This window comes from Kribbella orskensis, from assembly GCF_004342085.1.
GTDB lineage: Bacteria > Actinomycetota > Actinomycetes > Propionibacteriales > Kribbellaceae > Kribbella > Kribbella orskensis.
The window spans coordinates 37832-60321 of sequence record NZ_SLWM01000028.1 but is presented as its reverse complement, the minus strand read 5'-3'; the positions used below and the strand labels follow the sequence as shown (position 1 = coordinate 60321).

The 22490-nt window shown below is 69.8% G+C and carries 20 protein-coding genes and 1 pseudogene; 13 read left to right on the top strand and 8 right to left on the bottom strand.

Annotation, left to right across the window (positions count from 1 at the left end):
• Positions 1 to 11 precede the first annotated feature (11 nt).
• Positions 12 to 944, top strand: coding sequence for a GntR family transcriptional regulator (locus EV644_RS38955; protein WP_132195846.1), 933 nt, complete (start codon positions 12 to 14; stop codon positions 942 to 944).
• A 163-nt stretch (positions 945 to 1107) separates the two neighbouring features.
• On the opposite strand, the gene EV644_RS38950 is transcribed toward EV644_RS38955, so the two are convergent.
• Positions 1108 to 2061, bottom strand: coding sequence for an NAD-dependent epimerase/dehydratase family protein (locus EV644_RS38950; RefSeq protein ID WP_132195844.1), 954 nt, complete (start codon positions 2059 to 2061; stop codon positions 1108 to 1110).
• A gap of 54 nt (positions 2062 to 2115) precedes the next feature.
• Between EV644_RS38950 and EV644_RS38945 the strand changes: the two genes are divergently transcribed.
• The 3 genes from EV644_RS38945 (at position 2116) to EV644_RS38935 (ending at position 5089) form a co-directional block, all read left to right on the top strand.
• Entirely contained in the window at positions 2116 to 2790 is a 675-nt protein-coding gene (locus EV644_RS38945) for an SDR family NAD(P)-dependent oxidoreductase (RefSeq protein WP_132195842.1), read from the top strand.
• 70 nt (positions 2791 to 2860) lie between these two features.
• Positions 2861 to 3127 carry a hypothetical protein gene (locus EV644_RS38940; RefSeq protein ID WP_132195840.1) on the top strand — a complete coding sequence of 89 codons (267 nt, stop codon included), beginning with the start codon at positions 2861 to 2863 and terminating at the stop codon, positions 3125 to 3127.
• 165 nt (positions 3128 to 3292) lie between these two features.
• Positions 3293 to 5089: an LCP family glycopolymer transferase gene (locus EV644_RS38935; RefSeq protein WP_241999342.1), complete on the top strand. Its 1797-nt coding sequence runs from the start codon at positions 3293 to 3295 to the stop codon at positions 5087 to 5089.
• A gap of 177 nt (positions 5090 to 5266) precedes the next feature.
• Here EV644_RS38935 and EV644_RS38930 read toward each other — a convergent pair whose 3' ends face one another.
• Complete coding sequence (locus EV644_RS38930; protein ID WP_132195838.1) at positions 5267 to 5644, bottom strand: winged helix-turn-helix transcriptional regulator; 378 nt, start codon at positions 5642 to 5644, stop codon at positions 5267 to 5269.
• Positions 5645 to 5714: 70 nt separating this feature from the next.
• On the opposite strand from EV644_RS38930, the gene EV644_RS38925 reads away from it, so the two are divergent.
• Entirely contained in the window at positions 5715 to 6428 is a 714-nt protein-coding gene (locus EV644_RS38925; protein WP_132195836.1) for an SDR family oxidoreductase, read from the top strand.
• Positions 6429 to 6582: 154 nt separating this feature from the next.
• Here the strand turns inward: EV644_RS38925 and EV644_RS46900 are convergent.
• Positions 6583 to 6775: pseudogene (locus tag EV644_RS46900) on the bottom strand (IS630 family transposase); the annotation flags it as partial.
• A 216-nt stretch (positions 6776 to 6991) separates the two neighbouring features.
• Here EV644_RS46900 and EV644_RS38915 point away from each other — a divergent pair.
• The 6 genes from EV644_RS38915 (at position 6992) to EV644_RS38890 (ending at position 13601) form a co-directional block, all read left to right on the top strand.
• Entirely contained in the window at positions 6992 to 8761 is a 1770-nt protein-coding gene (locus tag EV644_RS38915) for an HNH endonuclease (protein ID WP_132195834.1), read from the top strand.
• 854 nt (positions 8762 to 9615) lie between these two features.
• Positions 9616 to 9993 carry a YciI family protein gene (locus EV644_RS38910; RefSeq protein ID WP_132195832.1) on the top strand — a complete coding sequence of 126 codons (378 nt, stop codon included), beginning with the start codon at positions 9616 to 9618 and terminating at the stop codon, positions 9991 to 9993.
• A 157-nt stretch (positions 9994 to 10150) separates the two neighbouring features.
• Positions 10151 to 11419 carry an RNA polymerase sigma factor gene (locus EV644_RS38905; RefSeq protein WP_132195830.1) on the top strand — a complete coding sequence of 423 codons (1269 nt, stop codon included), beginning with the start codon at positions 10151 to 10153 and terminating at the stop codon, positions 11417 to 11419.
• Positions 11420 to 11587: 168 nt separating this feature from the next.
• Positions 11588 to 12364 (top strand): alpha/beta fold hydrolase, encoded by a 777-nt coding sequence (locus EV644_RS38900; protein WP_132195828.1) that lies wholly within the window; start codon positions 11588 to 11590, stop codon positions 12362 to 12364.
• Positions 12361 to 13158, top strand: a complete 798-nt coding sequence (locus tag EV644_RS38895; RefSeq protein WP_132195826.1) for an alpha/beta fold hydrolase — start codon at positions 12361 to 12363, stop codon at positions 13156 to 13158. The genes EV644_RS38900 and EV644_RS38895 overlap by 4 nt, the downstream gene beginning before the upstream one ends.
• Positions 13155 to 13601: a YdeI/OmpD-associated family protein gene (locus EV644_RS38890; RefSeq protein WP_132195824.1), complete on the top strand. Its 447-nt coding sequence runs from the start codon at positions 13155 to 13157 to the stop codon at positions 13599 to 13601. The genes EV644_RS38895 and EV644_RS38890 overlap by 4 nt, the downstream gene beginning before the upstream one ends.
• Positions 13602 to 13674: 73 nt before the next feature.
• On the opposite strand, the gene EV644_RS38885 is transcribed toward EV644_RS38890, so the two are convergent.
• The 3 genes from EV644_RS38885 to EV644_RS38875 form a co-directional block, all read right to left on the bottom strand.
• Positions 13675 to 14301: a superoxide dismutase gene (locus tag EV644_RS38885; protein ID WP_132195822.1), complete on the bottom strand. Its 627-nt coding sequence runs from the start codon at positions 14299 to 14301 to the stop codon at positions 13675 to 13677.
• Between the two features lie 287 nt (positions 14302 to 14588).
• Complete coding sequence (locus tag EV644_RS38880; RefSeq protein WP_132195820.1) at positions 14589 to 15410, bottom strand: alpha/beta fold hydrolase; 822 nt, start codon at positions 15408 to 15410, stop codon at positions 14589 to 14591.
• Positions 15410 to 16597: an MFS transporter gene (locus EV644_RS38875; RefSeq protein ID WP_132195818.1), complete on the bottom strand. Its 1188-nt coding sequence runs from the start codon at positions 16595 to 16597 to the stop codon at positions 15410 to 15412. Before EV644_RS38875 ends, EV644_RS38880 begins: the two co-directional genes overlap by 1 nt.
• A gap of 84 nt (positions 16598 to 16681) precedes the next feature.
• Here EV644_RS38875 and EV644_RS38870 point away from each other — a divergent pair, with 84 nt between their 5' ends.
• Positions 16682 to 17623, top strand: a complete 942-nt coding sequence (locus EV644_RS38870) for a LysR family transcriptional regulator (protein ID WP_132195816.1) — start codon at positions 16682 to 16684, stop codon at positions 17621 to 17623.
• Positions 17624 to 17699: 76 nt separating this feature from the next.
• Here the strand turns inward: EV644_RS38870 and EV644_RS38865 are convergent, their stop codons facing one another.
• Positions 17700 to 18152 (bottom strand): nuclear transport factor 2 family protein, encoded by a 453-nt coding sequence (locus EV644_RS38865; RefSeq protein ID WP_132195814.1) that lies wholly within the window; start codon positions 18150 to 18152, stop codon positions 17700 to 17702.
• A 38-nt stretch (positions 18153 to 18190) separates the two neighbouring features.
• Positions 18191 to 18910, bottom strand: coding sequence for a hemerythrin domain-containing protein (locus EV644_RS38860; RefSeq protein WP_132195812.1), 720 nt, complete (start codon positions 18908 to 18910; stop codon positions 18191 to 18193).
• 138 nt (positions 18911 to 19048) lie between these two features.
• Between EV644_RS38860 and EV644_RS38855 the strand changes: the two genes are divergently transcribed.
• Positions 19049 to 22486, top strand: coding sequence for an ATP-binding protein (locus tag EV644_RS38855; RefSeq protein WP_158293065.1), 3438 nt, complete (start codon positions 19049 to 19051; stop codon positions 22484 to 22486).
• The last annotated feature ends 4 nt before the right edge of the window (positions 22487 to 22490 follow it).

The window sequence follows — 22490 nt, the reverse complement described above, 5'->3', positions numbered from 1 at the left end:
GAAGGTGACCGATGAGGGCAGAAGCAGCGCCGTACCAGCAGATCGCGGCGGAGATCCGACGGTCGATCGAGAGCGGCAAGCTGCGTCCGGGCGAGCGGGCGCCGTCGACGCGTGCACTAGTGCGCGACCACGGCATCGCGATGGCGACGGCCACGAAGGTGCTCGCCACGCTGCAGCAGGAGGGCCTCGTCCACTCCCGCCCCGGCGTCGGCACTGTCGTCGGCCCGCCGCCTCGCCTATCGGCAACCCAGCAGCGGGCGCCGGAGCCGTCGCTGAGCCGGGAGGAAGTGGTCCGGTCCGCGATCGCGATCGCCGACGGCGAGGGTCTCGCGGCGTTGTCGATGCGGCGGGTCGCCACCGATCTCGGCGTCTCCACCATGGCCCTCTACCGGTACGTCGGCGGCAAGGACGCCCTTGTCCTGCAGATGGTCGAAACCGCGGTCGGCGACTTCCCGTTCCCGGCGAAACGGCCCACGAGTTGGCGCGAGGGCATCGAGACGGCCGCCCGCCTGCAGTGGTCGGCGTACCGGGCTCATCTCTGGCTGCCGGCAGCGATCAGCCTCAGCCGCCCCCAGGTCCTGCCGAACCTGCTGGTGCACACCGACGCGGTACTGCGAGCCGTCTCCGGGTTCGGCGTCGACGCGAGCACCTCGCTGTACGCCGCGATCACCGTGTTCGGCTACGTCCGCGGTGTCGCGCTGAACCTGGAGCCGGAAGCCCGGGCCGAGCAGGACACCGGGATGACGGCGGACGAGTGGAGTGGCCATCAAACGGACCAGTTGGTCGCGCTGATCGGCCAGCACGACCTGGCCGGCTTCCGCGCCCTCGACTTCGGCAGCTTCGAGTTCGACTACGACCTGGACCAGTTGTTCGAGTTCGGCCTCGGAATCATGCTCGACGGGCTGGCGGTGAAGTTGCAGCGGATGCGGGCCCCGCTACGCTGAGTGTTTGAGCGATAGGGAGGTACCGATGGGAAGTCCGGCCGGCTGCTGGCCCGGGCCCAGCGAGCTGTGAAAACGGTGCTAGAGGCAACAGTCACCCGGCGCGGGCGCCCGCCAGCGCGAGGTGGCCCGCAGTATCGACGCCGCCCGCGACGCCGGCCGAACCCTAGCCCTGCCCGCCGAGTAGCGCAGCCTCTTCCTCAGCTGAGAACCCGGCTTGCAGCGGCGGTTCACCGCGATGCCGGTCCCAGGCGAGCACGTCGGCGATCGTTACCGGCAGCGGAGTGGCCGGCATCCCCGCCGCCCGCGCCTTCGCCGAACTCCGCTGCCGCGACGGCCATTCCTCCTCCGGCAACAACAACGGCCCCCGTACTGCGTCCGCCGGCACCGGCACGATCTCCACGTCCTGACCGGCGATCCCGGCGGCTGTCCGGATCACGCCGCCGATGGTGGTCGGCTCGAGCGGACCCACGGCGTTGAAGGCGCCGGACCTGTCGTCAGCGACCAGTTGGACCACCAATCGGGCGAGATCCCGACTGTCGATGAGCTGGATCGGCTGGTCCGCGCTGCCAGGAAGAGCCACCCGCCCGCCGCGGGCGCCTCGTCGTACCCAGTAGAGGACTGTGTCCGAGGAGTCGTAGGGGCCGGCGACCTTGCCCGGCCGCACGATCGTGGCGCGGTCTCCGTAGCGGGCGAGTACGTCGTCCTCGCAAGCGACCTTGCAGCGCCCGTAGGTCTCGTTGTCGAGCTGGTCAGCGGCACGCAACGGCTGCCGGCGCGGCGTGGACTCGTCCGATCCCGGTGCCACTCCGGTCCGGAGGTAGACCGCGTGGCTGGAGATGAAGACGTAGCGGCCGACCCGGTCGCCGAGCGCGTCCATGGCGCCGTTCACCTCCCGGCTCTGGTAGGCGCTGACGTCGACGACGGCCTCCCACTGGCCGCGTTCGAGAGCCCGGTAGTCGCCGGTGTCGCGATCGCCGATCAGCCGCGCGGCCTCGGGGAAGAGATCGGTGCCGGTCTTGCCCCGGCTGAAGAGGGTGACCTCGGCGTCGTGGCGCAGCGCGTCGCTCACGATCGCCCGGCCGACGAACGACGTACCGCCGAGAACCAGGATCCGCATGGGCTCGACCGTAGTGTTCCGCCCGCGTCGGTGCGACCGGATTAGGGTGCGGGTATGAGTCGGACTGTGGTTGTTGCTGGTGGCACGGGTGGGCTGGGGGCGGCGGTTACGGAGGAGTTTCTCAGGGCTGGGTGGCGGGTTGTCGTGCCGGGACGGCGGGCGGAGTCGCTGGCTGAGTTGGGGTCGCACGAGCGGCTGCAGACCGTGGTGGCTGATCTGTCCGATCCTGCTGACGCGGCTGAGGTTGCTCGGGTCGCGGCCGCGGATGAAGGTGCCCCGGTGCGGGCTTTGCTCAACCTGGTGGGCGGATTCGCGTCCGGTGGGCGCCTGCACGAGACGCCGATCGAGGACTTCGAGAGTCAGTTGCGCCTGAACCTGCGCCCGACCTACCTGATCACGCAGGCGGTCCTGCCGGACCTGCTCGCCGGCGGTGGCGGATCGATCGTCTGTACGTCGAGTGGTTCGGCGCTGAAGCCGTTCTCGGGTGCGGCGGGATACATCACCGCCAAGGCGGGCGTGCTCGCCTTCGCCGACGCGCTGAACGCGGAGTACGCGAAGGACGGCATCCGCGTGAACGTGATCCTGCCGGGCACCATCGACACCCCGGCCAACCGGGCCGCCAGACCCAAGGCCGACACCAGCAAGTGGACTCCGCCGTCCCGGATCGCCACTGTGCTGCGCTTCCTGGCCGAGACCGACGGCGTCAGCGGCGCCCGCATCCCGGTGTGACCAAGGCCGCTGTCCACAACCCCAGACAGCGGCTTGCGCAGTATTCGAACCTCTGTGCGATGCTTGGGGAATGGGGAGCAACAGGCGCTATCCGCGCGAACCGCCGCCGGATCACAAGCGGCGCCACTGCTGGGTTCTCGGTACTGCGTACGAGCGCGGCCCGTGGCCGGGGCTGATCCTGGAGTGGCGGCGGAGCAACTCCGACGACTGGATGGCCCGGGTGGTCTACGTGCCGAACCCCAAGGAGGCGAAGTCCGTCGAGGCGTGGTTCGCGGCCGGGTTGCTGCGCCCGCTGGAGCCGTCCAGGGTGCCGCAGGGGCAGGTGGACTTTCGGTGACCGGGACGTCGCCGGTTGAACTGTGGGTGAACGAACCCTCACGGCTGTCACCGTCGGTGAGGTACACATGAGGTGGGGGTAAACCGTTCGGCCCGGCCCCGCGTCTGAAGAGGTGTGCGGCGTGGGTACTTGTCGCACGAACCCTCGGGGCTGACAGGGGAGGCCATGGGTCGTCGATCCCGCGCCAAGCGCGCCGACAGTGCTTCCAGCCGTGTGTCCGACCAGGCATCCGACACCGCTTCCGATGCGTCGGACACCTCCGACGTGCCCGCGGGCGACGACGTGCCCCCGAGCGACGACGCGCCCCCGAGCAGCGATGCCGCTGAGCAGGTCCGCGACCGCCTCGAGCCGGCCCCGAGCGAGGCGCACCCGAGTGAGGCGCCGCCGAGCGAGGCGCCCGCGAGTGGTGCGCTCGTGAGCAGTCCGGTCAGCAACCCAGCGGGGCGTCCGGTGAACCGGTCGCTGCCGCGGTCGCTGTGGTTGACGCTGTTCGGCGCGCTGCTGCCCGGGCTCGGCCTGGTGATCGGCGGGCGCAAGCGGCTCGGGGCGTTCGTGCTGACCCTGTGGATCGGCCTGGTCGGCCTCGTCGTCTACGTCGCGCTGACCCGGCGCGAGGAGGTGCTCGCTGCCGCAGTGGTGCCGCGCTGGCTGCTGGCCGCCAGTGTCCTGATCGGCGCGGTGGCGCTGCTCTGGATCATGGTGATCGTCGGCTCGCACCGGTTGTTGCGGCCGGCAACTGTTGGCCGCGGTGCCCGGTTCACCGGCGCCTTACTGGTCGGGGCGCTCACCTTCGCGATCGCCGCGCCGGCCGCGCTCGCAGTACAGAGCGTGCTGGCCCAGCTCGACCTGGTGCAGAACGTCTTCGTCGCCCAGGACGAGAGCAAGAGCGCGACCCGGCCGTCGACCGTCAACGTGAAGGACCCGTGGGAGGACCGGCCCCGGCTGAACCTCTTGCTGCTCGGCGGCGACGACGGTCCGAGGCGGATCGGGGTTCGCGCCGACACGGTGATCGTCGCCAGCATCGACACGAAGACCGGCGACACCTCGCTCATCTCGATGCCGCGGCAACTGACCTTCATGCCGTTCCCGAAGGACTCGCCGCTGCGCCGGTTCTATCCGGACGGCTTCGGGCAGGAGGGGCTGAGCCTCGAGGGCCGGCTGGAGTGGATGCTGACCGCGATGTACCAGAACATCCCGGAGGCACATCCCGGCATCCTCGGGCCGTCCGACAACGAGGGCGCCGATGTGGTGAAGCAGTCGGTCGGCGAGGCGACCGGGCTGAAGATCGACTACTACCTGCAGGTCAACCTGCAGGGCTTCGACGACATCGTGGACGCGCTCGGCGGGATCACCGTCAACGTCAACGAGCGGGTGGCGATGGGCGGCATCAGCAGCTCGCACATCCCGCCCGGCCAGTGGATCGAGCCCGGCCCGAACCAGCACCTCAACGGCTTCCGCGCCCTCTGGTTCGCCCGCGGCCGGTACGGCGCCGACGACGACCAGCGCCAGATCCGCCAGCGCTGCGCGATCAAGGGCATCGTCGACGCGGCCGACCCGGCCACCCTGGCCACGAAGTACCAGGCCATCGCGAAGGCCGGAAAGAACCTGCTCCGTACCGACATCCCGCAGGAACTCCTGCCCGCCCTGATCCAGCTCGCCTTTAAGGTCAAGTCGGCCAACGTGTCGAACGTCGCCCTGGACGTCTCGAAACTCCGCCTCAAGTACCTCCACCCCGACTACGAGGGCCTCCGCGAAACGGTCGAGAAAGCACTGTCCGCCAAGCCGGAACCCCCAAGTGCGGCGGCCGGCGCCGGCCCCACGCCCGGCAAGAGCACACCACCCGGCAAGAACACTTCGCCCGGCAAGCCAGCAACCTCCGGCAAGGCGACGCCCCCCGCACCGACCGAGAACCTCCAGGACGCCTGCGCCTACCACCCCACCACCGACCAACCCGACGGCTGACCAGGCCCCAGCCATCGGATCCATCAGCGGGCCTCGGTGGCCCGGGCTCGGCACGGCTGGCGCGGCGGAACGGACGCGGAGTTGCGAGGGAAGGATGGGGAGACCGCAAACTCCCATACTCAGCACGTCCGCTCCGCCTGCTGTGGCTGCGCAATCAGCCCAGCATGACTCGCCCATTCACACCGTGTCGGCGTACGTCTGGTCCTCGTGACGGGCCCGGGCGGCTTCGATGTCGGGGACGTGTTGTTCGGCCCAGAGTCGTACGGCGCGGAGCGGGACAAGGAGGGAGCGTCCTAGTGGTGTCAGGGCGTATTCGACATGTGGCGGGTTTTCGGCGTACTCGTGCCGGCTGATCAGGCCGTCGACTTCGAGGGAGCGGAGGGTCTCGGTCAGGACCTTCGGAGTGATGCCTTGGATGTGTGCTTTGAGGTCGGTGAAGCGGCGGGGGCCGTCGGCGAGGGCGTTGACGACGAACACGGTCCAGCGGGCGCCGATGCGGTGGAGCACGGTTCGGCTCGGACAGGTCGCCGCCATCACGTTGTACGCCTTGCCCATGGGGGCTCCCAGTTCCGTTGAAGATACCGGTATCAAATCCATACCGTGAGATCCGATCCTACGAGAGGGAGTGACGAAAGTGGAACGGATCCTGGTCATCGGCGGTGCACGGGCGCTGGGGGCGGCAGTCGCGCGGCGTGCGGTGAAGGACGGGTACGACGTGGTGATCGGTGCACGTGATCTGGCTGCCGCCGAGGCGCTGGCGGCCGAGATCGACGCGACCGCGGTGCGAATCGATCTGCAGGACGAGACGACGATGGCCGCCGCGGCCACCCGGCTCGCGGATGGGATCGACCATATCGTGACGACCGGTTCGGCGCCCCACGACGTTCGGGCTGTCGAACTGGATCACGACAAGCTGATGGCCGCGTTCACGGCGAAGGTGATCGGACCGATGCTGGTCGCCAAGCACTTCGCGCCGGTGCTGCGCCCGAACGGGTCGATCGTGTTGTTCTCCGGGGTCGTCGGGTGGCGGCCGGGACCAGGCTCGCTGGTCAAGGGGGTGGCCAACGGTGCGGTCGAGTACGTCGCTCGCCATCTCGCGGCGGACCTCGCCCCGGTGCGGGTCAACGCCATCTCGCCCGGTGTCGTCGACTCGGGTGCTTGGGACCGGTTGGGCGACGGCAAGGCCGGCTTGCTGAGCAAGAGTGCCGCTGGAACGCTGGTCGGACGGTACGGCGAGTCCGACGACGTCGTCGACACGGTGATGTGGCTACTCCGCGCGGGCTTCATCTCCGGCGAGACAGTCCACCTCGAGGGCGGCGCCCGCCACAAGACCTCCTGATGTCACGCGAGCCCGTCAGCTGCTGAGCACCTTCGAGTTCGCGAGTGCCTCTGCGAGGGTGGGCGAGACCTGCAACTGGTCAAGCAAGACCATAGTCGCGAAGCTCGGTACTGAGCGCCGTTGGGTATCGGCTCGAACGGCGGAATGGGCGGACCTAGTGTCGTGAGTCGGCAATTCGCTGGCAGTATGCGGGCGAGGGTGTCGAGGATCTGGTCGGCGGTCTTGGTCCAGACGAAGGGTTTGGGGTCGGCGTTCCATTCGTTGATCCATTGGCGGACGTCGGCTTCGAGTTCGGTGGCGCTGCGGTGGGCGGAGCGGCGGAGTTTGCGGTTGGTGAGTTCGGCGAACTACCCCGTCACCGATCAGCCCGACAGTTGACCACGCCCAGACCGCAGCGGTCGGCCGTTTCCCTGTGGATGAGCTGTCCTGATCCTGCCAGTCATCGGATCCATCAGCGGTGCCATTGTGGACAACTTGACCGCTTCCGGCCAATCGCTAGAATCCTTGTAAATAAGGGCTTTCTAGTTCGAAAACTGTCCGTGGTCGTGTCTAGGCTCCTGGGTATGGAACTCGTGGATCTGCGACCGCCGTGCTCGATGAGCGGCAGCGAACTGCTGACCGCTCTCGACGCACTGCACGTCGACATCTCCACGCGCCTGACCTATCGGCTGCAAATCCTCGAACGCCTCGACGAGATCGGCTACGCCAAGGAACTCGGCGCTCCCGACACCATCCACCTGCTGTCCCTGCGTCACCGCCTCGACCCCGCCGACGTTGGCCGAGACCTCAAGCTCGCCACCGGCTTGAGCAAATATCCGGCCGTCGCCGCCGCCCTTCCCGACCCACTCGCGGCGACTGTTCACGACCCCACCGATGCCCTCGATGCCGATGCCGCCGATGACGGTGTGGTCGAAACGCCACAGTCGCTGCCGGTTGTGCTGCATCCTGCCCAGGCAGAGGCGATCGTCACCGCGTTGGAGAAGATCCCCACCGCAGCGATGGTGCCAGTGGAGGACCTGGAGGTCGCGGAGAGGGAAATGGTGAAGGCGGCCCGCCACCTGACCCCCATCGAGTTGAAGAAGCTCGGCAAGCGAGTCCGCGACACTCTCGACACCGACGGCCCCGAACCGGCCGAGGACAAGGCCTACCTCCGCGAGAACCTCTGGCTGAAGGAGGCCGATCACGGCCTCAAGTTCGGCGGCTTCCTGGCCAACGAGAACGCCGAAGCATTGAAGACCGCGATCCACGCCCTCGCGAAGCCCCACAAAACCATCGACGGCGAGCTGGATTCCCGCCCCCGTGACAAGCGCCAAGCCGACGCCCTCTCCACCCTGCTCGCCATCGCCGCAGGCGCCGACGACACCGGCCACCGCAACCTCGCCATCTCGGTCACCATCGACTACAACGACCTCAAAGCCGCCATCTCGAACACCAACGGCGACACCATCAGCGACGCCAGCGAGGGCAGTACGGCGCCCGGGCAGTTCGGTGACGTCGACACTGCCGGCATCCCAACGGCGTACGGGAATCAACGCACGACTGGTACCGGCGAGCTCATCTACGGCGGCAGCCTGTCCGCGGGCGCGATCCGCAGGCTCGCCTGTGACGCGGGCATCATCCCGATCGTGCTCGGCTCGAACTCCGAGCCCCTGGACGTCGGCATGCTGCAACGATTCGTCAACCGCGCAATGCGCCGGGCGCTGATCAGGAGAGACAAGGGCTGTGTGGTGTGCGGAGCGCCACCGATCCACTGCGACGCCCACCACCTGATTCACTGGGCAGACGGCGGCCCCACCGCCCTGTGGAACCTCGTCTTGCTCTGCAAAGCCCACCATCGCGGCGTACACGCAGGGCACTGGACCATCAAGATCCACAACGGCACCGTCGCCGTATCCCTCCCCACCTGGGCCGATCCGCCCGCGCCGCGCCGCACGCCATTGCGGCTCCCCGCGCCCGGTGATCCACCAACCCCAGCACCACCAACCACAACCTCCACCCGGACACCCGGCCGGGCGCACACCCCTGCCTCCACTGGCGCTGCCGTCACCTCGACTGCCGCTAGCCCTGCCCTCACCGCGGCGGCCACAGACCCCTGCTCTATCTCTTCCGCCACTCATCCTGGTCCCACGTCCACTGCCAGCGGTGCGACCCCGCCCCCCACACCCGCATCCACACAGACACCGGCATCTGCAGGGGCAGCAGTGCTCGCACAGGCACCGACGCGCGCCGTACGAGCATGGCCTTACGTCACCGACGTCCCTTGGATCACCGCAGCCGAGGCCATCCGCCTCAATCCCTGGGGAACCGACAACTCCGCCTCCCCAGGCCCGTGACCGCCACCGCTCACCGGGCCGCCACCGACCGGACCGCCGCGAACCACGCGACAGAGCTGTCTGCGCCTCCTACAAGGCACGGAACTACCAGTCGTGTGGCGCCGCGGCGCCGGCAGTTGGTGGGCGCCACGAGGAACCGACACAACCGTCCGGACCTCGCGGCTGGCCGAGTCGGCGTGCGCCCACCCAGTACTGCGAATCGCGGCCGCTGATCTGGCGTGCCCTCGGGCCGTCCTCGGTGGCGACGCGAACACCCCGGACCTGGTCCTGCGGAGCCAAGCCGCGGCGCGAGGCCGAAGGCCTCCGGCGCTCCCTCGTGCGCCTCGCTCCAGACGACCCGCTCATCCGAACGATCTCGCAGTACTCACCATCCCCCGGACCGCCTGCCTCCGGCCGTGCGGCGAGACCGCCTGTACGGCTGTCCGTCGGTGCGGCGAAGACACTGGCCTGCCCGCCGGCCGTGCGAGGGGAGCGCCTGTACGGCTGTCCGTCGGTACGGCGAAGACACTGGCCTGCCCGCCTGCCCGCCTGCCCGCCTGCCCGCCTGCCCGCCTGCCCACCCGCCTGCCCGCCTGCCCACCCGCCTGCCCGCCTGCCCGCCGCTCTGCCGTGCGGCGAGACCGCCTGTCCGCCTGTCGCCGGTACGGCCAACGCCTGTCCGCCTGTCGCCGGTACGGCCAACGCCTGGCTGCCGGTCGGTACGGTCAACGCCTGGCTGCCTGGCCGTCGGTGTGGTCAGGCTGGCTGTTCGGCGGTACGGCTAAAAGCTTGTGGAAGTCGGGTGTCGATCTGGTGGTGGTCCGGTCGACGTGAGAGTAAGTGTTCGGAGACTTCGACCAGGGGAGTAGACAGCGATGCGCTACATGATCATCAACAAGGCTGACGAGAACACCGAGGCGGGGCGGTTTCCCAGTGACGAGGTCGTCGAGGGGGTCGGCAAGCTGATGGACGACCTGACCAAGGCGGGTGTGCTGCTGATCGGTGAGGGTGTGCACCGCAGCGCGCTGGGTGCTCGGGTGAAGGTGTCCGGGGGTAAGCGGACGGTCACGGACGGGCCGTTCGCCGAGACCAAGGAGCTGATCGGCGGCATCATCGTCATCGACGTTCGCAACAAGGACGAGGCGATCGAGTGGGCCGCCCGGCTGGCCGAGGCGCTCGACGCCGAGGTCGAGCTCCGCAAGGTGGTCGAGGAAGCCGACTTCGCCCCGGACTCAGACCTCTACCAAAAGTAAGCACTGCCACCGTTCGACAAGCTCAACCAGCACCCGACCAGCAGACCCGCGTCACAAGCGCGGGCTGCCGCTCACCCGCGGGCGAGGTGCCCGCGGACGGGCGGCTTCAGGGGGGTGGCGCTTGCTGTTGAGCCGGGGGTGGGGTTCTATCGGTCGGGTGACGGTAGCGGACACGTACGGGGACACGCACGGGGCGATCGATGCGGTCTGGCGGATCGAGTCGGCGAGGATCATCGCCGGGGTCGCGCGGATCGTGCGGGACGTCGGCCTGGCCGAGGAGTTGGCGCAGGACGCGCTGGTGGCGGCGCTGGAGCAGTGGCCGGAGTCGGGCGTGCCGAACAACCCAGGCGCCTGGCTGATGGCGATCGCCAAGCGCCGTGCGATCGACCTGATCCGGCGCAAGGAGACGTACCAGCGCAAGCTCGCGGAGATGGGCCACGAGCTGGAGATCGACGGCGACAGTGTCGAGGACGACGTGGAGGCGATCCTCGAGGACACCATCGAGGACGACCTGCTCCGCCTCGTCTTCACCGCCTGCCACCCGGTGCTGACCACGGACGCCCGGGTATCGCTGACGCTCCGGCTGCTGGGCGGCCTGAAGACCGACGAGATCGCCCGGGCGTTCCTGGCGCCCGAGGCGACCATCGCGCAGCGGATCGTGCGGGCGAAGCGCAACCTCGCGAAGGCCGACGTGCAGTTCGAGGTCCCCACCGGCGATGACCTGATCCAGCGACTGTCGTCGGTGCTCGAGGTCGTCTACCTGATCTACAACGAGGGGTACTCCGCGACCGCCGGCGACGACTGGATGCGTCCGGCCCTGTGCAACGAGGCGATGCGGCTCGGCCGGCTGCTGGCCGAGCTGATGCCGGGGGAGCCCGAGGTCCACGGCCTGCTTGCGCTGATGGAGCTCCAGGCCTCCCGCGCGAACGCCCGGGTCGGCCCGAACGGCGAGCCCGTCCTGCTGCTCGATCAGGACCGCCGTCGCTGGGACCGGCTGCTGATCCGCCGCGGCCTGGAGAGCATCGACCGCGCCTGGACCCTCGAGGGGAACCCCGGCCCCTATCTCCTGCAGGCCGCCATCGCAGCTTGTCATGCCCGGGCCGCCGAGGCCGATGACACCGATTGGGCTCGCATCGCGGGTCTGTACGACGTGCTGGCGCAGGTGGCGCCGTCGCCGGTGGTGGAGCTCAACCGGGCGGTGGCGATCTCGATGGCCTTCGGGCCGGAGCGGGGGCTCGTCGCGGTGGACGCGCTGGCCGATGAGCCGTCATTGAAGGACTACCACCTGCTGCCCAGCGTGCGAGGCGACCTGCTGTTCAAGCTGGGTCGGCTCGACGAGGCGCGGGTGGAGTTCGAGAAGGCGGCCGGCCTGACCCGCAACGAGCGTGAGCGCGCCCTACTGCTCGACCGGGCGGCGGCCTGCTAGTCGCCGCGACCGCCCGAGCGACGTGGGTGCGGGGGCTGGAAACTTTCTGGCCGGGGGTGTCGATCCAGCCCTTCGATGTTCGACGCAGTGGTGCGGCCAGGTGATCGGCACCGGGCTCGCTCACACCGGGCCAACCCAGACGTTGGCCCTCTGAGAAGGAGCACCACCATGGAAAACGTCATCTCGGCCGACGGCACCTCCATCGCGTACGACCGGCTCGGCGACGGCCCCGCTGTCGTCCTGGTCTGCGGTGGATCGGTAGACCGGATGTCGAACGCCCCGCTGGCCGCCTTGCTCGCGCAGAACTACACCGTCTACAACTACGACCGCCGTGGCCGGGGCGACAGCGGCGACGCCGAGGTCTATGAGGTCGAGCGGGAGTTCGAGGACCTGGACGCGATCTTCGCCGTCGCCGGCGGCTCGGCGCACCTCTACGGGACCTCGTCCGGAGCCGCGCTCGCACTGCTCGCCGCCGCCGCCGGCCGCCCGGTGAACCGCCTGGCGCTGTGGGAGCCGCCGTACATCCTCGAAGGGACTCGCGAGCGCCCACCGGCCGATACCGCGTCGATCTACCGTGAGTTCGTGGCGGCCGGTCGCAGGGACAAGGCCGCGGAGTACTTCATGGCCGAGGTGGTCGGGCTGCCGGCCGAGTTCGTCGAGATGGCGAAGGCGTCGCCGTGGTGGCCCGCTCAGGAGGCGATCGCGCACACGCTCGCGTACGACGCGACGGTGATGGGCGACTACTCGGTCCCGGTCGAGGCGATCGCCGCGGTCATCCAGCCGACGCAGGTGCTGACCGGCGGCGCCGCCTGGGAGTGGATGAAGCTCGGCAACCAGGCCGTCGTGGATCAGTTGAAGGACGGCAGCCACCGGGTGCTGCCCGACCAGGAGCACAATGTCGACCCCGCCGTACTGGCGCCCGCGTTGAAGGAGTTCTGGGGATGAACGCCGTGGTCTCGAAGGATGGAACGAAGATCGCCTACGACCGGCGCGGCGAGGGACCCGCGGTGGTCCTGGTCGACGGCGCGCTCTGCAGTCGCGAGCAGGGACCGATGCCCGAGCTGGCCGAATTGCTGGCCGCGGGATTCACCGTCTACAACTACGACCGGCGCGGCCGGGGCGACAGCGGCGACACCGCGGAGTACGACGTCGATCGCGAGGTGGAGGACCTGGCCGCGGTGATCGAGGAGGCGGGCGGGTCGGCGTACGTGTACGGCACGTCCTCCGGTGGGGCGCTGGCGCTGCGGGCCGCGGCGGCCGGAGTACCGATGACCAAGCTGGCCGTGTTCGAGGCGCCGTTCGTGGTCGACGACCAGCGCAAGATCCCGCCGACCTGGGTCGAGGACCTGCGCGGCCTCGCCGACCGCCCGGGCGACGCGATCAAGTACTTCATGACCAAGGGCATCGGTCTGCCCGGTTTCGTCGTCACGATGATGAAGCTGATGCCGGCCTGGAAGCCGATGAAGGCCGTCGCGCACACCGTCTGGTACGACGCCGCGATCCTCGGCGACAACGTCAGGGGCAAGCCGCTCGACGCGTCCCAGTGGAGCGGGGTGACCGCTCCGGTGCTGGTCGTCGGTGGCGGCAAGAGCCCGGCCTGGATGCGCACCTCCGTCAAGGCGGTCGCGGAGGCGGTACCGGGAGCGGCGCACCGGGAGGTCCCGGGGCAGAACCACATGATCAAGGCGACGGCGATCGCGCCGGTGCTGAGGGAGTTCTTCGGAGGTGGATCGCGATGAAGTTCCGGACCACGTTGCAGGGCACCACGACGACCGGGATCGAGGTGCCCGAGGAGGTCATCGTTGCGCTCGGCAAGGGCAAGAAGCCGCCGGTGGTCGTCACCGTTGCCGGGTACACCTATCGCAACACCGTCGCGGTGATGGGCGGCCGGTACATGATCTCGCTGAGCGCGAAGAACCGCGAAGCGGCCGGGGTGGCCGGCGGGGACGAGATCGAGGTCGAGCTCGAGCTGGACACCGAGCCGCGGGAGGTCGCCGTACCGGAGGACTTCGCGGCGGCGCTCGACGCGGAGCCGAAGGCACGGGCGTTCTTCGACGGGCTGTCGTACAGCCAGCGCAGTTGGTTCGTGCTCGGGATCGAGGAGGCGAAGAAGCCGGCGACCCGGCAGAACCGGATCGAGAAGGCGGTCGAGCGGCTCGCCTCCGGCCGCGGCCAGCGCTGAACCGCGGTCACACCCGTTACGTCCGAAGAACCTTGGCCACCAGGCCGAGGTTCTTCGGACGTGAGAGGTTCGATCAGAGCGTGATCAGACCGCCGGCGTTCGCGCGGGCCGCGTCGAAGCGGGCCTGGGCGTCCGCCCAGTTCACGACGTTCCACCAGGCCTTGACGTATTCCGGCTTCACGTTCTTGTACTGCAGGTAGAACGCGTGCTCCCACATGTCCAGCATCACGATCGGGATCTGCCCGGCCGGCAGGTTGGCCTGCTGGTCGTACAGCTGGTGGATCAGCAGGTTGCCCTGCAGCGCGTCCCAGCCGAGGATCGCCCAGCCGGAGCCCTGGATCGTGGTCGCCGCCGCGGTGAAGTGCGCCTGGAACGCGTCGAACGAGCCGAACGCCTCGTCCAGCGCGGCGCCGAGCTCGCCGTCCGGCTTGTCGCCGCCGTCCGGGGACAGGTTCTTCCAGAAGATGGAGTGGTTGACGTGTCCGCCGAGGTTGAAGGCGAGCGTCTTCTCCAGACCGACGATCGAGCCGAAGTCACCCTTCTCGCGGGCCGCGGCCAGCTTCTCCAGGGTGTCGTTCAGGGCGTTCACGTACGTCTGGTGGTGCTTGCTGTGGTGCAGCTCCATGATCTCGCCGGAGATGTGCGGCGCCAGAGCGCCGTAGTCATAGGAGAGGTCCGGAAGCGTGTACGACGTGGTCAACTCTGCTCCTTCGTCAGGGCCCCGAGAGGCCGTTCTGCTGCGAGTCCGAGGGGTGCGCGGACCCGGTGCCCGTCGGGGCGCCCGGCCTAACCCACCTCCAGGCTCTACCTTGAAACTTCAACCAGTGTTGAGGTCAAGAGGCACGCCGTGCCGCCTCGACCCGATCCGGTCAGTCGCGGCCGGTGAACCGCGCGGGCCCACCGGCAGCTCCTAGTCTGCCCCGTCCGTCCACCGGTCCGTAGGCGGCCTCGCAACAGTTCACCCTGTGGTCGCCCGAGAGTCCGCCGTCAGCTGTCGGTCAGGACCGTGCGCAGGGTGGGGACGAAGGCGTCGGCGTCTCCCGCGAAGCCGGTGTGGTCGCCCGGGAAGCGGGTGGGGACGATGCCCAGCCCGGCGGCCAGCGCGGTCGAGGTCCGCTCACAGAGCTGGCCGGCCGAGTCCTCGCCGATGCCGACCACGATGTGAACAGGGCCGTCTCGCAAGGCATCGACATCCGGCTGCCAGCCGACGCTCTCGCCCAGCTCATGCGTGAACCAGAACCGCTCGTCGGCGACCGACTGCGGATCCCGCTCGCCGCCGAACATGCCTTCGATCGCGTCCTCGGGCAGGAAGATGTTCGCCTGCGCGAAGAACTTCCGCCAGGCACCGATCACGTCGCCGGACCGATAGGACGCGCGCATCTCCGCCGACAGCGCGTGCTGCTCGGCCCGGTCGTCGAGCAGGTTCAGCAGCGGTGGTTCGTGCGCGATCACGGTGCTGACCACGTCGGGGTGGCGCTGCGCCAGCGCGAGCACGCTGACCGCGCCACCGCTCGAACCGAAGGCGATGGCAGGCCCGGCGCCGACGTGGGAGATCAGGGCAGCGAGGTCACCGGCCCGCTGCTCCGGGGTCGAGTCCTGCTCGGGATCGTCGAGCAGGCTGCGGTTGATCCCGCGCGAGTCGGTCGTCAGCACGGTGTACTCCGTGGCGAGCAGCCCCGCCAGCGGCGCGAACGACCGGGCGTCCATGGGTGCGCCGACTAGGACGACGAGCGGACCGGTACCGCGCAGTTCGTAGTACAGGCGGGCGTCGTCGACGTCGAGGGTCATGGCGGTCAGGGTCTGGTTCATCAGGTGCTCCTCATCGTGGGGGTTCTTCTTTCGGTCTCGCCGGATGCGAGGCACTGGTTCAGGACGGCGGATGCTGCGGCGGCTACCAGGACCGCGAGCGCCGCCGGGATCAGGAGGGCGGTCGGTAGCCCGGCCCGGCCGGCGACCGAGCCGATCAGAGCGGGGCCGACGAGGCCGCCGCCGTAGCTGATGGTGGTAACGGTCGACAGCCGGCGGGCAGAGGCGCCGGACGTGCCCAGCGCGCTGACCACGACGGGCCAGACCACCGCCATGCCGGCGCCGGCGAGCACCCAGCCGACGATGGCCGTACCGACCCGCGGGGTTTGGGTGGCGCCTGCCAGCAGGACCAGCCCGTACCCCGCTGTCGCGGTTCCGCCGGCGATCCGGATCGTCAATGCCGGCCCGAGTCGCGCACGCACCGGGTCGCCGGCGAAGCGCACGACGGTCATCGCGACGAAGAAGGCGGTGTAGACGAGTGACCCGACCGCAGGAGTCGCCCCCAACACCCGCGTCGCATGCACCCCGGCCCAGTCCGTCGCCGCCCCCTCGGTCAGAAATGCCGACGCCCCCACCACCCCAAGCCCAACCACCAGACCAACCCGCCGTGGCTCAGGCTGGGCGGGCTCGCATACGGGCTCGGGGCCAGGGACTGGATGCAGTTTCCTGCTGAGGGTGAGGGTGGTGGAGAACAAGACGGCGGCACCGGTCAGCAGCAGCGGCTGGACGTCTACGCCGACGTGCAGGCCGGCGGTGACCAGGGCGCCTCCGAAGACTGCGCCGAGGGTCCAGGTGCCGTGCATCGTCGCCATCACCGGCCGGCCGGTCGCACGTTCGACACCTACCGCCTGCAGGCTCAGGGCGACATTGAGTGCGCCCGACAGCATCCCGAGCACGACAGCCGAGACGGTCAGCACGCCAGCCGAAGGTGCGAGGGCGGTGAGAGCCAGCGCCAGCGACGCGCTCGGCATCGTCCACCGCAGCAGACGTTGACCAGTCCACCGATCGGCCAGACGTCCGGCGACCGGCATCGCCACCAAGGCACCGACGGCAAGCGCCATCAGCAGGCCGCCGAGCCGCCCGGCGCCGAGATCGAGTCGCGCGTCGGTGGCCGGCAAGGTCGCGCCCCACAAGGCGTTCAGCACGCCGGTCACGCCGTAGCAGCCAGCGGTCCGTCCTCGTGCTCCCATGCCTCGACCATGAGGCAGCCGACGGCCCGGACTCCAACACCTGTTGGGCGCCTATTCACGCAGCTGGTGTGTTAATAAGGTGAGGTGCCCGACGACCTCGAGATCCGGCTGCTTCGGTACTTCGTCGTGGTGGCGGAGGAACTGCACTTCAGCCGCGCCGCCCAGCGGCTCTTCATCGCGCAGCAGGCGCTCAGCCGCGACATCCGCCGGCTGGAGGACCGCCTCGGCGTCCGGCTGCTCGACCGCACCACCCGTCGCGTCGAGTTGACGCCCTCGGGACGCAAGCTCCTGGTCCGCGCTCGCGAGCTGCTCGCCCTGCACGACCTCACCGTCCGCGAGCTCCGCGGCGAGGCTCCGTCGTTGACCGTCGACGTGGTCGGCCAAGGGCTCACTCCCGCGCTCGTGCTCGCCGCGGCCCGGCGGAACGCGCCCGAGCTGGAGTTCTTCGCCCGCTTCCACACCGGTACCGAGCTGGCGGTGCCGTTGCTCCTGTCCGAGCGCCTGGACGTGAGTTTCGGCCGCAATCTCACCCAGGCCGACGGCCTGCGGGAGCGCGTAGTACGACATGAGCCGCTGGCGGTCCTGATCCCTGAGCAGCACCCGCTCGCCGAGCTCGCCGCCGTACCGTTGGAGGCCCTGCGGGGGACCGGTGTGTGCTTCCGGGCCGGGAATCACGCGACGCCGGCGTGGGACCACGCAGTACTCCAGTTGCTCGCGCCCTTCGGCGTCGACGGCGGCGGTGCTCATCCCCACGTCCAGGGTGCCGACGAACTCGCGCAGCACGTCCGCGACCGCGACGCCCCGATCCTGACGATGACCACCCAGCCCGCGGTTCCAGGCGCCGTACTGCGACCTCTCGTGGACCCGGTGGTTCTCTACCCGTGGTCGATGATGTGGCGAGCCGACCTCGTCCATCCCGCGCTGGATGCCCTCAACGAGGCAGTCGACGAGCTCGCGGCCGACGACTGGCTGTCGATCCCGCCCGGAGCCTGGCTCCCCGAGCCAGAAGCATCCGCCAGACGGTGACGGCGAGAACCCACCATTGTGCGGACGGCCAGCCTGTCACGGCCGGGGTTCCGAGGGCTCCGGCCGGACCATGCGATCAGGACGTGAAACCGAGCTTGCGGAGCAGCTCCTGGTGGGCGAACTGGCCGTAGTACTCGACCATCTCGGCGATCCGGTCGCCCTGGAAGGTCGCGCGAATGATCAGCCGGTTCTCGTCCGTGTCGCCGTTGAGGAACTCCGCGACCATCCGCTCCTCGATGACCGCGACCGCGGGATCGTCCGTCTGGTGGAACAGGACATCGTGGACGGCGATGCTCCGGGCTTGTGCGACCAATCCGTTGAAGGCTGCGCGTAGCGTCTCGTGGCCGGTCAGGACGGGTGGCAGGCCAGGCACCGGCAAGGCCGCCTCGTAGCGGCCGTCCTCGGTCCAGCACTCGATGAAGCCCTCGATGTCACCGGCGTACAGCAGCTTGCTGGAGCGGCTCCAGGTCGCTTCGTTCCTGCTCCGGGCGGCGACGAGATCGACGGCGGGGATGGTGTGCGTGGTCATGGTGGTTCTCCTCAACTCATAGGTTCGGGTTCGAAGGGTCAGGCGATGAGGCCGACACCGCGTGGTGGCGTGGCGGTTCCGTGCATCCGGCGGGCGTAGCGGCGGAAGGCGCGGCGGCCGAGCGGCGGCAGCAGGCGGCGTACCGGCGCGGGGAGCTTGCGAAGCTCGAGGTCGATCACTTCCGGATCGCCTTCGTAGAGCATCATCCCGAAGCCCAGCACCATCTTCCGCTTGGGGATCGAGGACATCCCCTGCTCGGTGAACTCCTCCCACTCCGCCGCCGTCAGCTGCCTGGCCATGATCGGCAGCAGGTGCGTCTCCTCCGCGTGCAAGTGCTCGAACAGGGCCGTGCACAGGTTGTCGAGGACTGTCGCGACGTGCTCGCCGTCGGTGCCTGATGCCGTGCGACGCCACGTGTCCACCGCTTGGTGGGCCAGGTCCAACTGCTCGGCCACCTGCTCGTGCTGGCTCTGCATCACGTGCACCAGCGGCGCGAGCTCGTGCGGAACGCGCTCGAGCAACGCCTCCCACAACAGGTCGTCCTCGTTGGTGTGATGGTGATGCAGCAGCGACAGGAACAACTCCACGTGGTCCGCCACCGCGGCGGTTCGCCGGCGGTCGCCGGCCGCGGTCCGCCGTACGGCGGCCGGGCTCAGCCCCAGCTCGCGGCGGAAGTTGCTGTGCGCCACCTTCATCATCCGTACGTCGGTGAGCCCGGGTCCGTGCAGCCGCTGCTCGTCCGTGGTCCGGTTCGTCATCGCCCTTCCTTCCTCTCGGGTGATCCGATCGTGGGGCCGGGCCCTTGGAAGTCGCCTGGAGCCGACTTGGAGGCATCCGCTGACAACCGGTTGCCGGCCGGTTAGGTTCGAGGCGTGCGGTTTCGGGTGTTGGGGCCAGTGGAGGTTCTCGATGCCGATGGGGGGCTGGTCCAGCTCGGTGGCCAGAAGCAGCGAGCCCTGCTCGGCCTGCTGATCGCGTCCGGCGGCCGGGTCGTCCCGGTGTCCCGCCTGGTGGATGAGCTGTGGGGCGAGGACCCGCCGCCGAAGGTCCTGGTATCGGTGCAGTCCTACGTGGCGAATCTCCGCCGCGTGCTCGAGCCGGACCGGGCGGCCCGGGCGCCGGCCCGGGTCATCGTCACTCGGCCGCCGGGCTATTCACTGGCCGCCGCCGAGCTCGACGTGGTCGAGTTCGAGGAGTTGGTGAGCGCCGGCCGCGAAGCCCTGGCGACCGATCCGGGCCGGGCCGGTGAACTGCTCCGAGCAGCGGCGGGCCTCTGGCGTGGTGACCCGTACGCCGATCTCACCGCCGTCGCGCCGGCGCTGGCAGCCGAGGCCGCCAGGTTGGTGGAGCTCAGCCTGCTCGCCACCGAAGACCGGTTCCGGGCCGACCTCGCGTCGGGCCACCACGAACGGGTGGTGGGCGAGATCGAGCAACTGGCCGCCGCCCATCCGCTGCGGGAATCAGCGTGGGGGCTGCTCGCGGTGGCGCTCTACAGATCCCAGCGCCAGGGTGCCGCGCTGGACGCGTTGCGGCGAGCCAGGCGAATCCTCTCCGACCAGCTCGGCGTCGACCCCGGCCCGGAACTGAGGCGCCTGGAGAAAGCAATACTCGACCAGGAACGCACCCTGGACGCCTCCCCGCGCGCCGTCCGCACCGCCGCCCCAGCCCCCGGTACGGCGACCAGCCAGCCGGGCGGCGGGGATCACCTGGTTGGTCGGGAGGAGCCGTTGACTCGGCTTGCCGGGCTCCTCGTCGAGGCGGCCGCGGGGAGGGGGAACGTAGTGCTGATCACCGGGGAACCGGGCATCGGCAAGACCGGTCTCGCCCGTGCGTTGACCGCGACGGCCGCGGCGATGGGACTGAACACCGGCTGGGGTCGCTGCGAGGGGACCGCCGGAGCCCCGGCCTTCTGGCCGTGGTCGCAGGCATTGGCAGACCTGGACCCCACGACCGACACCGAGAAGGTGAGAACACCGCTGGCGGCGCTCATTCCGGATCCGGCCGCGGAAGTGCCGGATGCGAATACTGCGGTGTTTCGGTTGGCTGAGGCGACGGCTGCGTTGTTGCGGGCGGCGGGACCGACCTTGCTGGTGCTCGATGATCTGCAGCGCGCGGACGGGGACACCCTCCGCCTGGTGGGACGGCTCGGGCTGATGGTGACCGGGCTGCCGGTGCTGCTGGTTCTCACCAGCCGTGATGCGGAGGCGGACATCACGCCGGAGGTCGCCGAGGTACTGGCCGAGCTGGCCCGGGCGGAGCTGGTCCGGATCAGCCTCCGCGGGCTGGACGAGACGGGCATCCGGACCTACGCGCGGCTCCACCACGACATCGAAATCCCCGAGACGGTCGCGGCAGCATTGGCTCGACGGACGAACGGCAACCCGTTCTTCGTCGGTGAGCTGATCCGGTTGCTGGCGGACCAGCGGCAGCTGACCGAAACGGGTGCGGCCGAGCTGCGGGTTCCGGACGGCGTCCGGGACGTGGTGCGCCGGCGGATCGCCCAGCTGCCCGATGAGGTGGGGCGGCTGCTGGAGGCGGCCGCGGCCCACGGAGCCACGTTCGATCCCGATCTGGTCGAGGAGGCTTCAGGCCTGACCGCCGCCGAAGCGGTCACGGCTACCGAGGCCGCACTCCTGGCCGGACTGATCGTTGCCGATGGCCCCGATCTCCGATTCACCCATGCCCTGGTGCGAGAGGCCGTCTACGTCCGGTTGCCACTGGGACGACGGCGCGAGTTGCACGCCGCGATCGCCGGGCTGCTGGAGCAGCGGACCGGGCGGATCGGACTGGCCGAGCTCGCCCACCACTACGGTGAAGCCGGCCCGGACCACGCGCGTGCCGCCTGGACCTTTGCCGTCCGCGCGTCCGAGCTCGCGGCGCGACAGTTCGCTCCAGCCGAGGCGGCTCGGCTGCAGGATCTGGCATTGACTTCCGTGTCGCGGGACCGCACCGCCTCCGCCACAGACCGGTACGGCGTACTGCTCGGCCTGGCGCGGGCCCGGAAGCGGGCGGGGCAGGAGATCCAGGCCTGGGCCGCCGCGCGTGAGGCTGCAGAGGTCGCCCTCGAGGCCGGAGATGTGGTCGCGGCGGCGACGGCCGCGGTGGCAGTCACCACCGACGCGATCTGGAGCTGGCGCGAGTACCTGGTGGTCGACTTCACCGGTGTCGCCCTGTTCGAGCGACTCCTGCGGGAGCTTCCGCCGGGACACGAGGTGGTGCGGGCCCGTCTGCTGGCGGCCCTGGCGGCCGAGATCTACTACCAGCCGGACACGGTCGAACGGGCCGTGGCGCTCTCGACGGAGGCGGAGTCACTCGTCCGGAGGTACGGAAGCCCGGAGGATCTGGCGAGGATCCTGGAGCTCCGCCATCTCGCCTACGAGCGTCCGGGACTGCTGGGCGAGCGGTTGTCGGCTGCTCGCGAGCTGCTGGACCTTGCCGAAGCGGCGGACGATCCGGTGGCGGTCTCGCGGGCGCTGGTGTTCCGTGGCCGGGATCAGCTCGAGCAGGGTGAGGTGGCCGCGGGGCTGCGGGACTATCAGCGCGCCCGCGGGCTGGCCGAGACGTACTCGCTCGCGCCCGTGCTGGTCACGCTCGTCTGGGCTGACGCGGTCGTGGCTGTGGGCCGGGGCCGGTTCGACGACGCCGAGCGAGCTATCGAGACGGCGGCCGAGTTCCACGCAGGTACGACACTGGCCGGCGCCGCCTCGCTTCCCGTGGCCCTGGCGGCAACGCTCGGTCTGGCCCGGGGCACGCTGGCGGCCATCGAGCCGACGCTTGCCGAAGCAGCCGCCTTCTCCGGGCTGGCGGTGCTGCGGGAGTGGCACGCCCTGGCCTTGGTGAGTGCCGGGCGGATCGAAGAGGCCGCCGCGGCGCTGGGACCGTGGCATCAGCAGCCTGACGTGCCGCCGGACTATCTCTGGCTGACGCATCTCGCGATCCGCGCCGAGCTCTGGTCCGCCCTGGGCTCCGCGGAGGCTGCCCGGGAGCTGTATGCGCAGCTGGCGCCGTACGAGGATCGGGTCGTCATCGGTGGCACCGGGATCACCATCGCCGGTTTCGCCGGGCACCATGTCGGCCTTCTCGCCCGGACGGTCGGCGAGCTCGACCTGGCTGTTGACCATTTACAGACGGCTCTTGGCCGCAACGAATCGGCCGAGCTCTGGCCGTTCGCCGCCGCGACCGCACGCGAGCTGGCCACCACGCTGTGGCAACGCGACCGGCCCGGCGATCGGCAGACCGCGGCGGCTGTGGAGGCCCGCGGGTCCGGGTGGATCAGCGGTGGGAGCGGGCGACCGGCGGTCCTGCGTGACGAAAGCACTTCAGGGGGCGAATAGACTC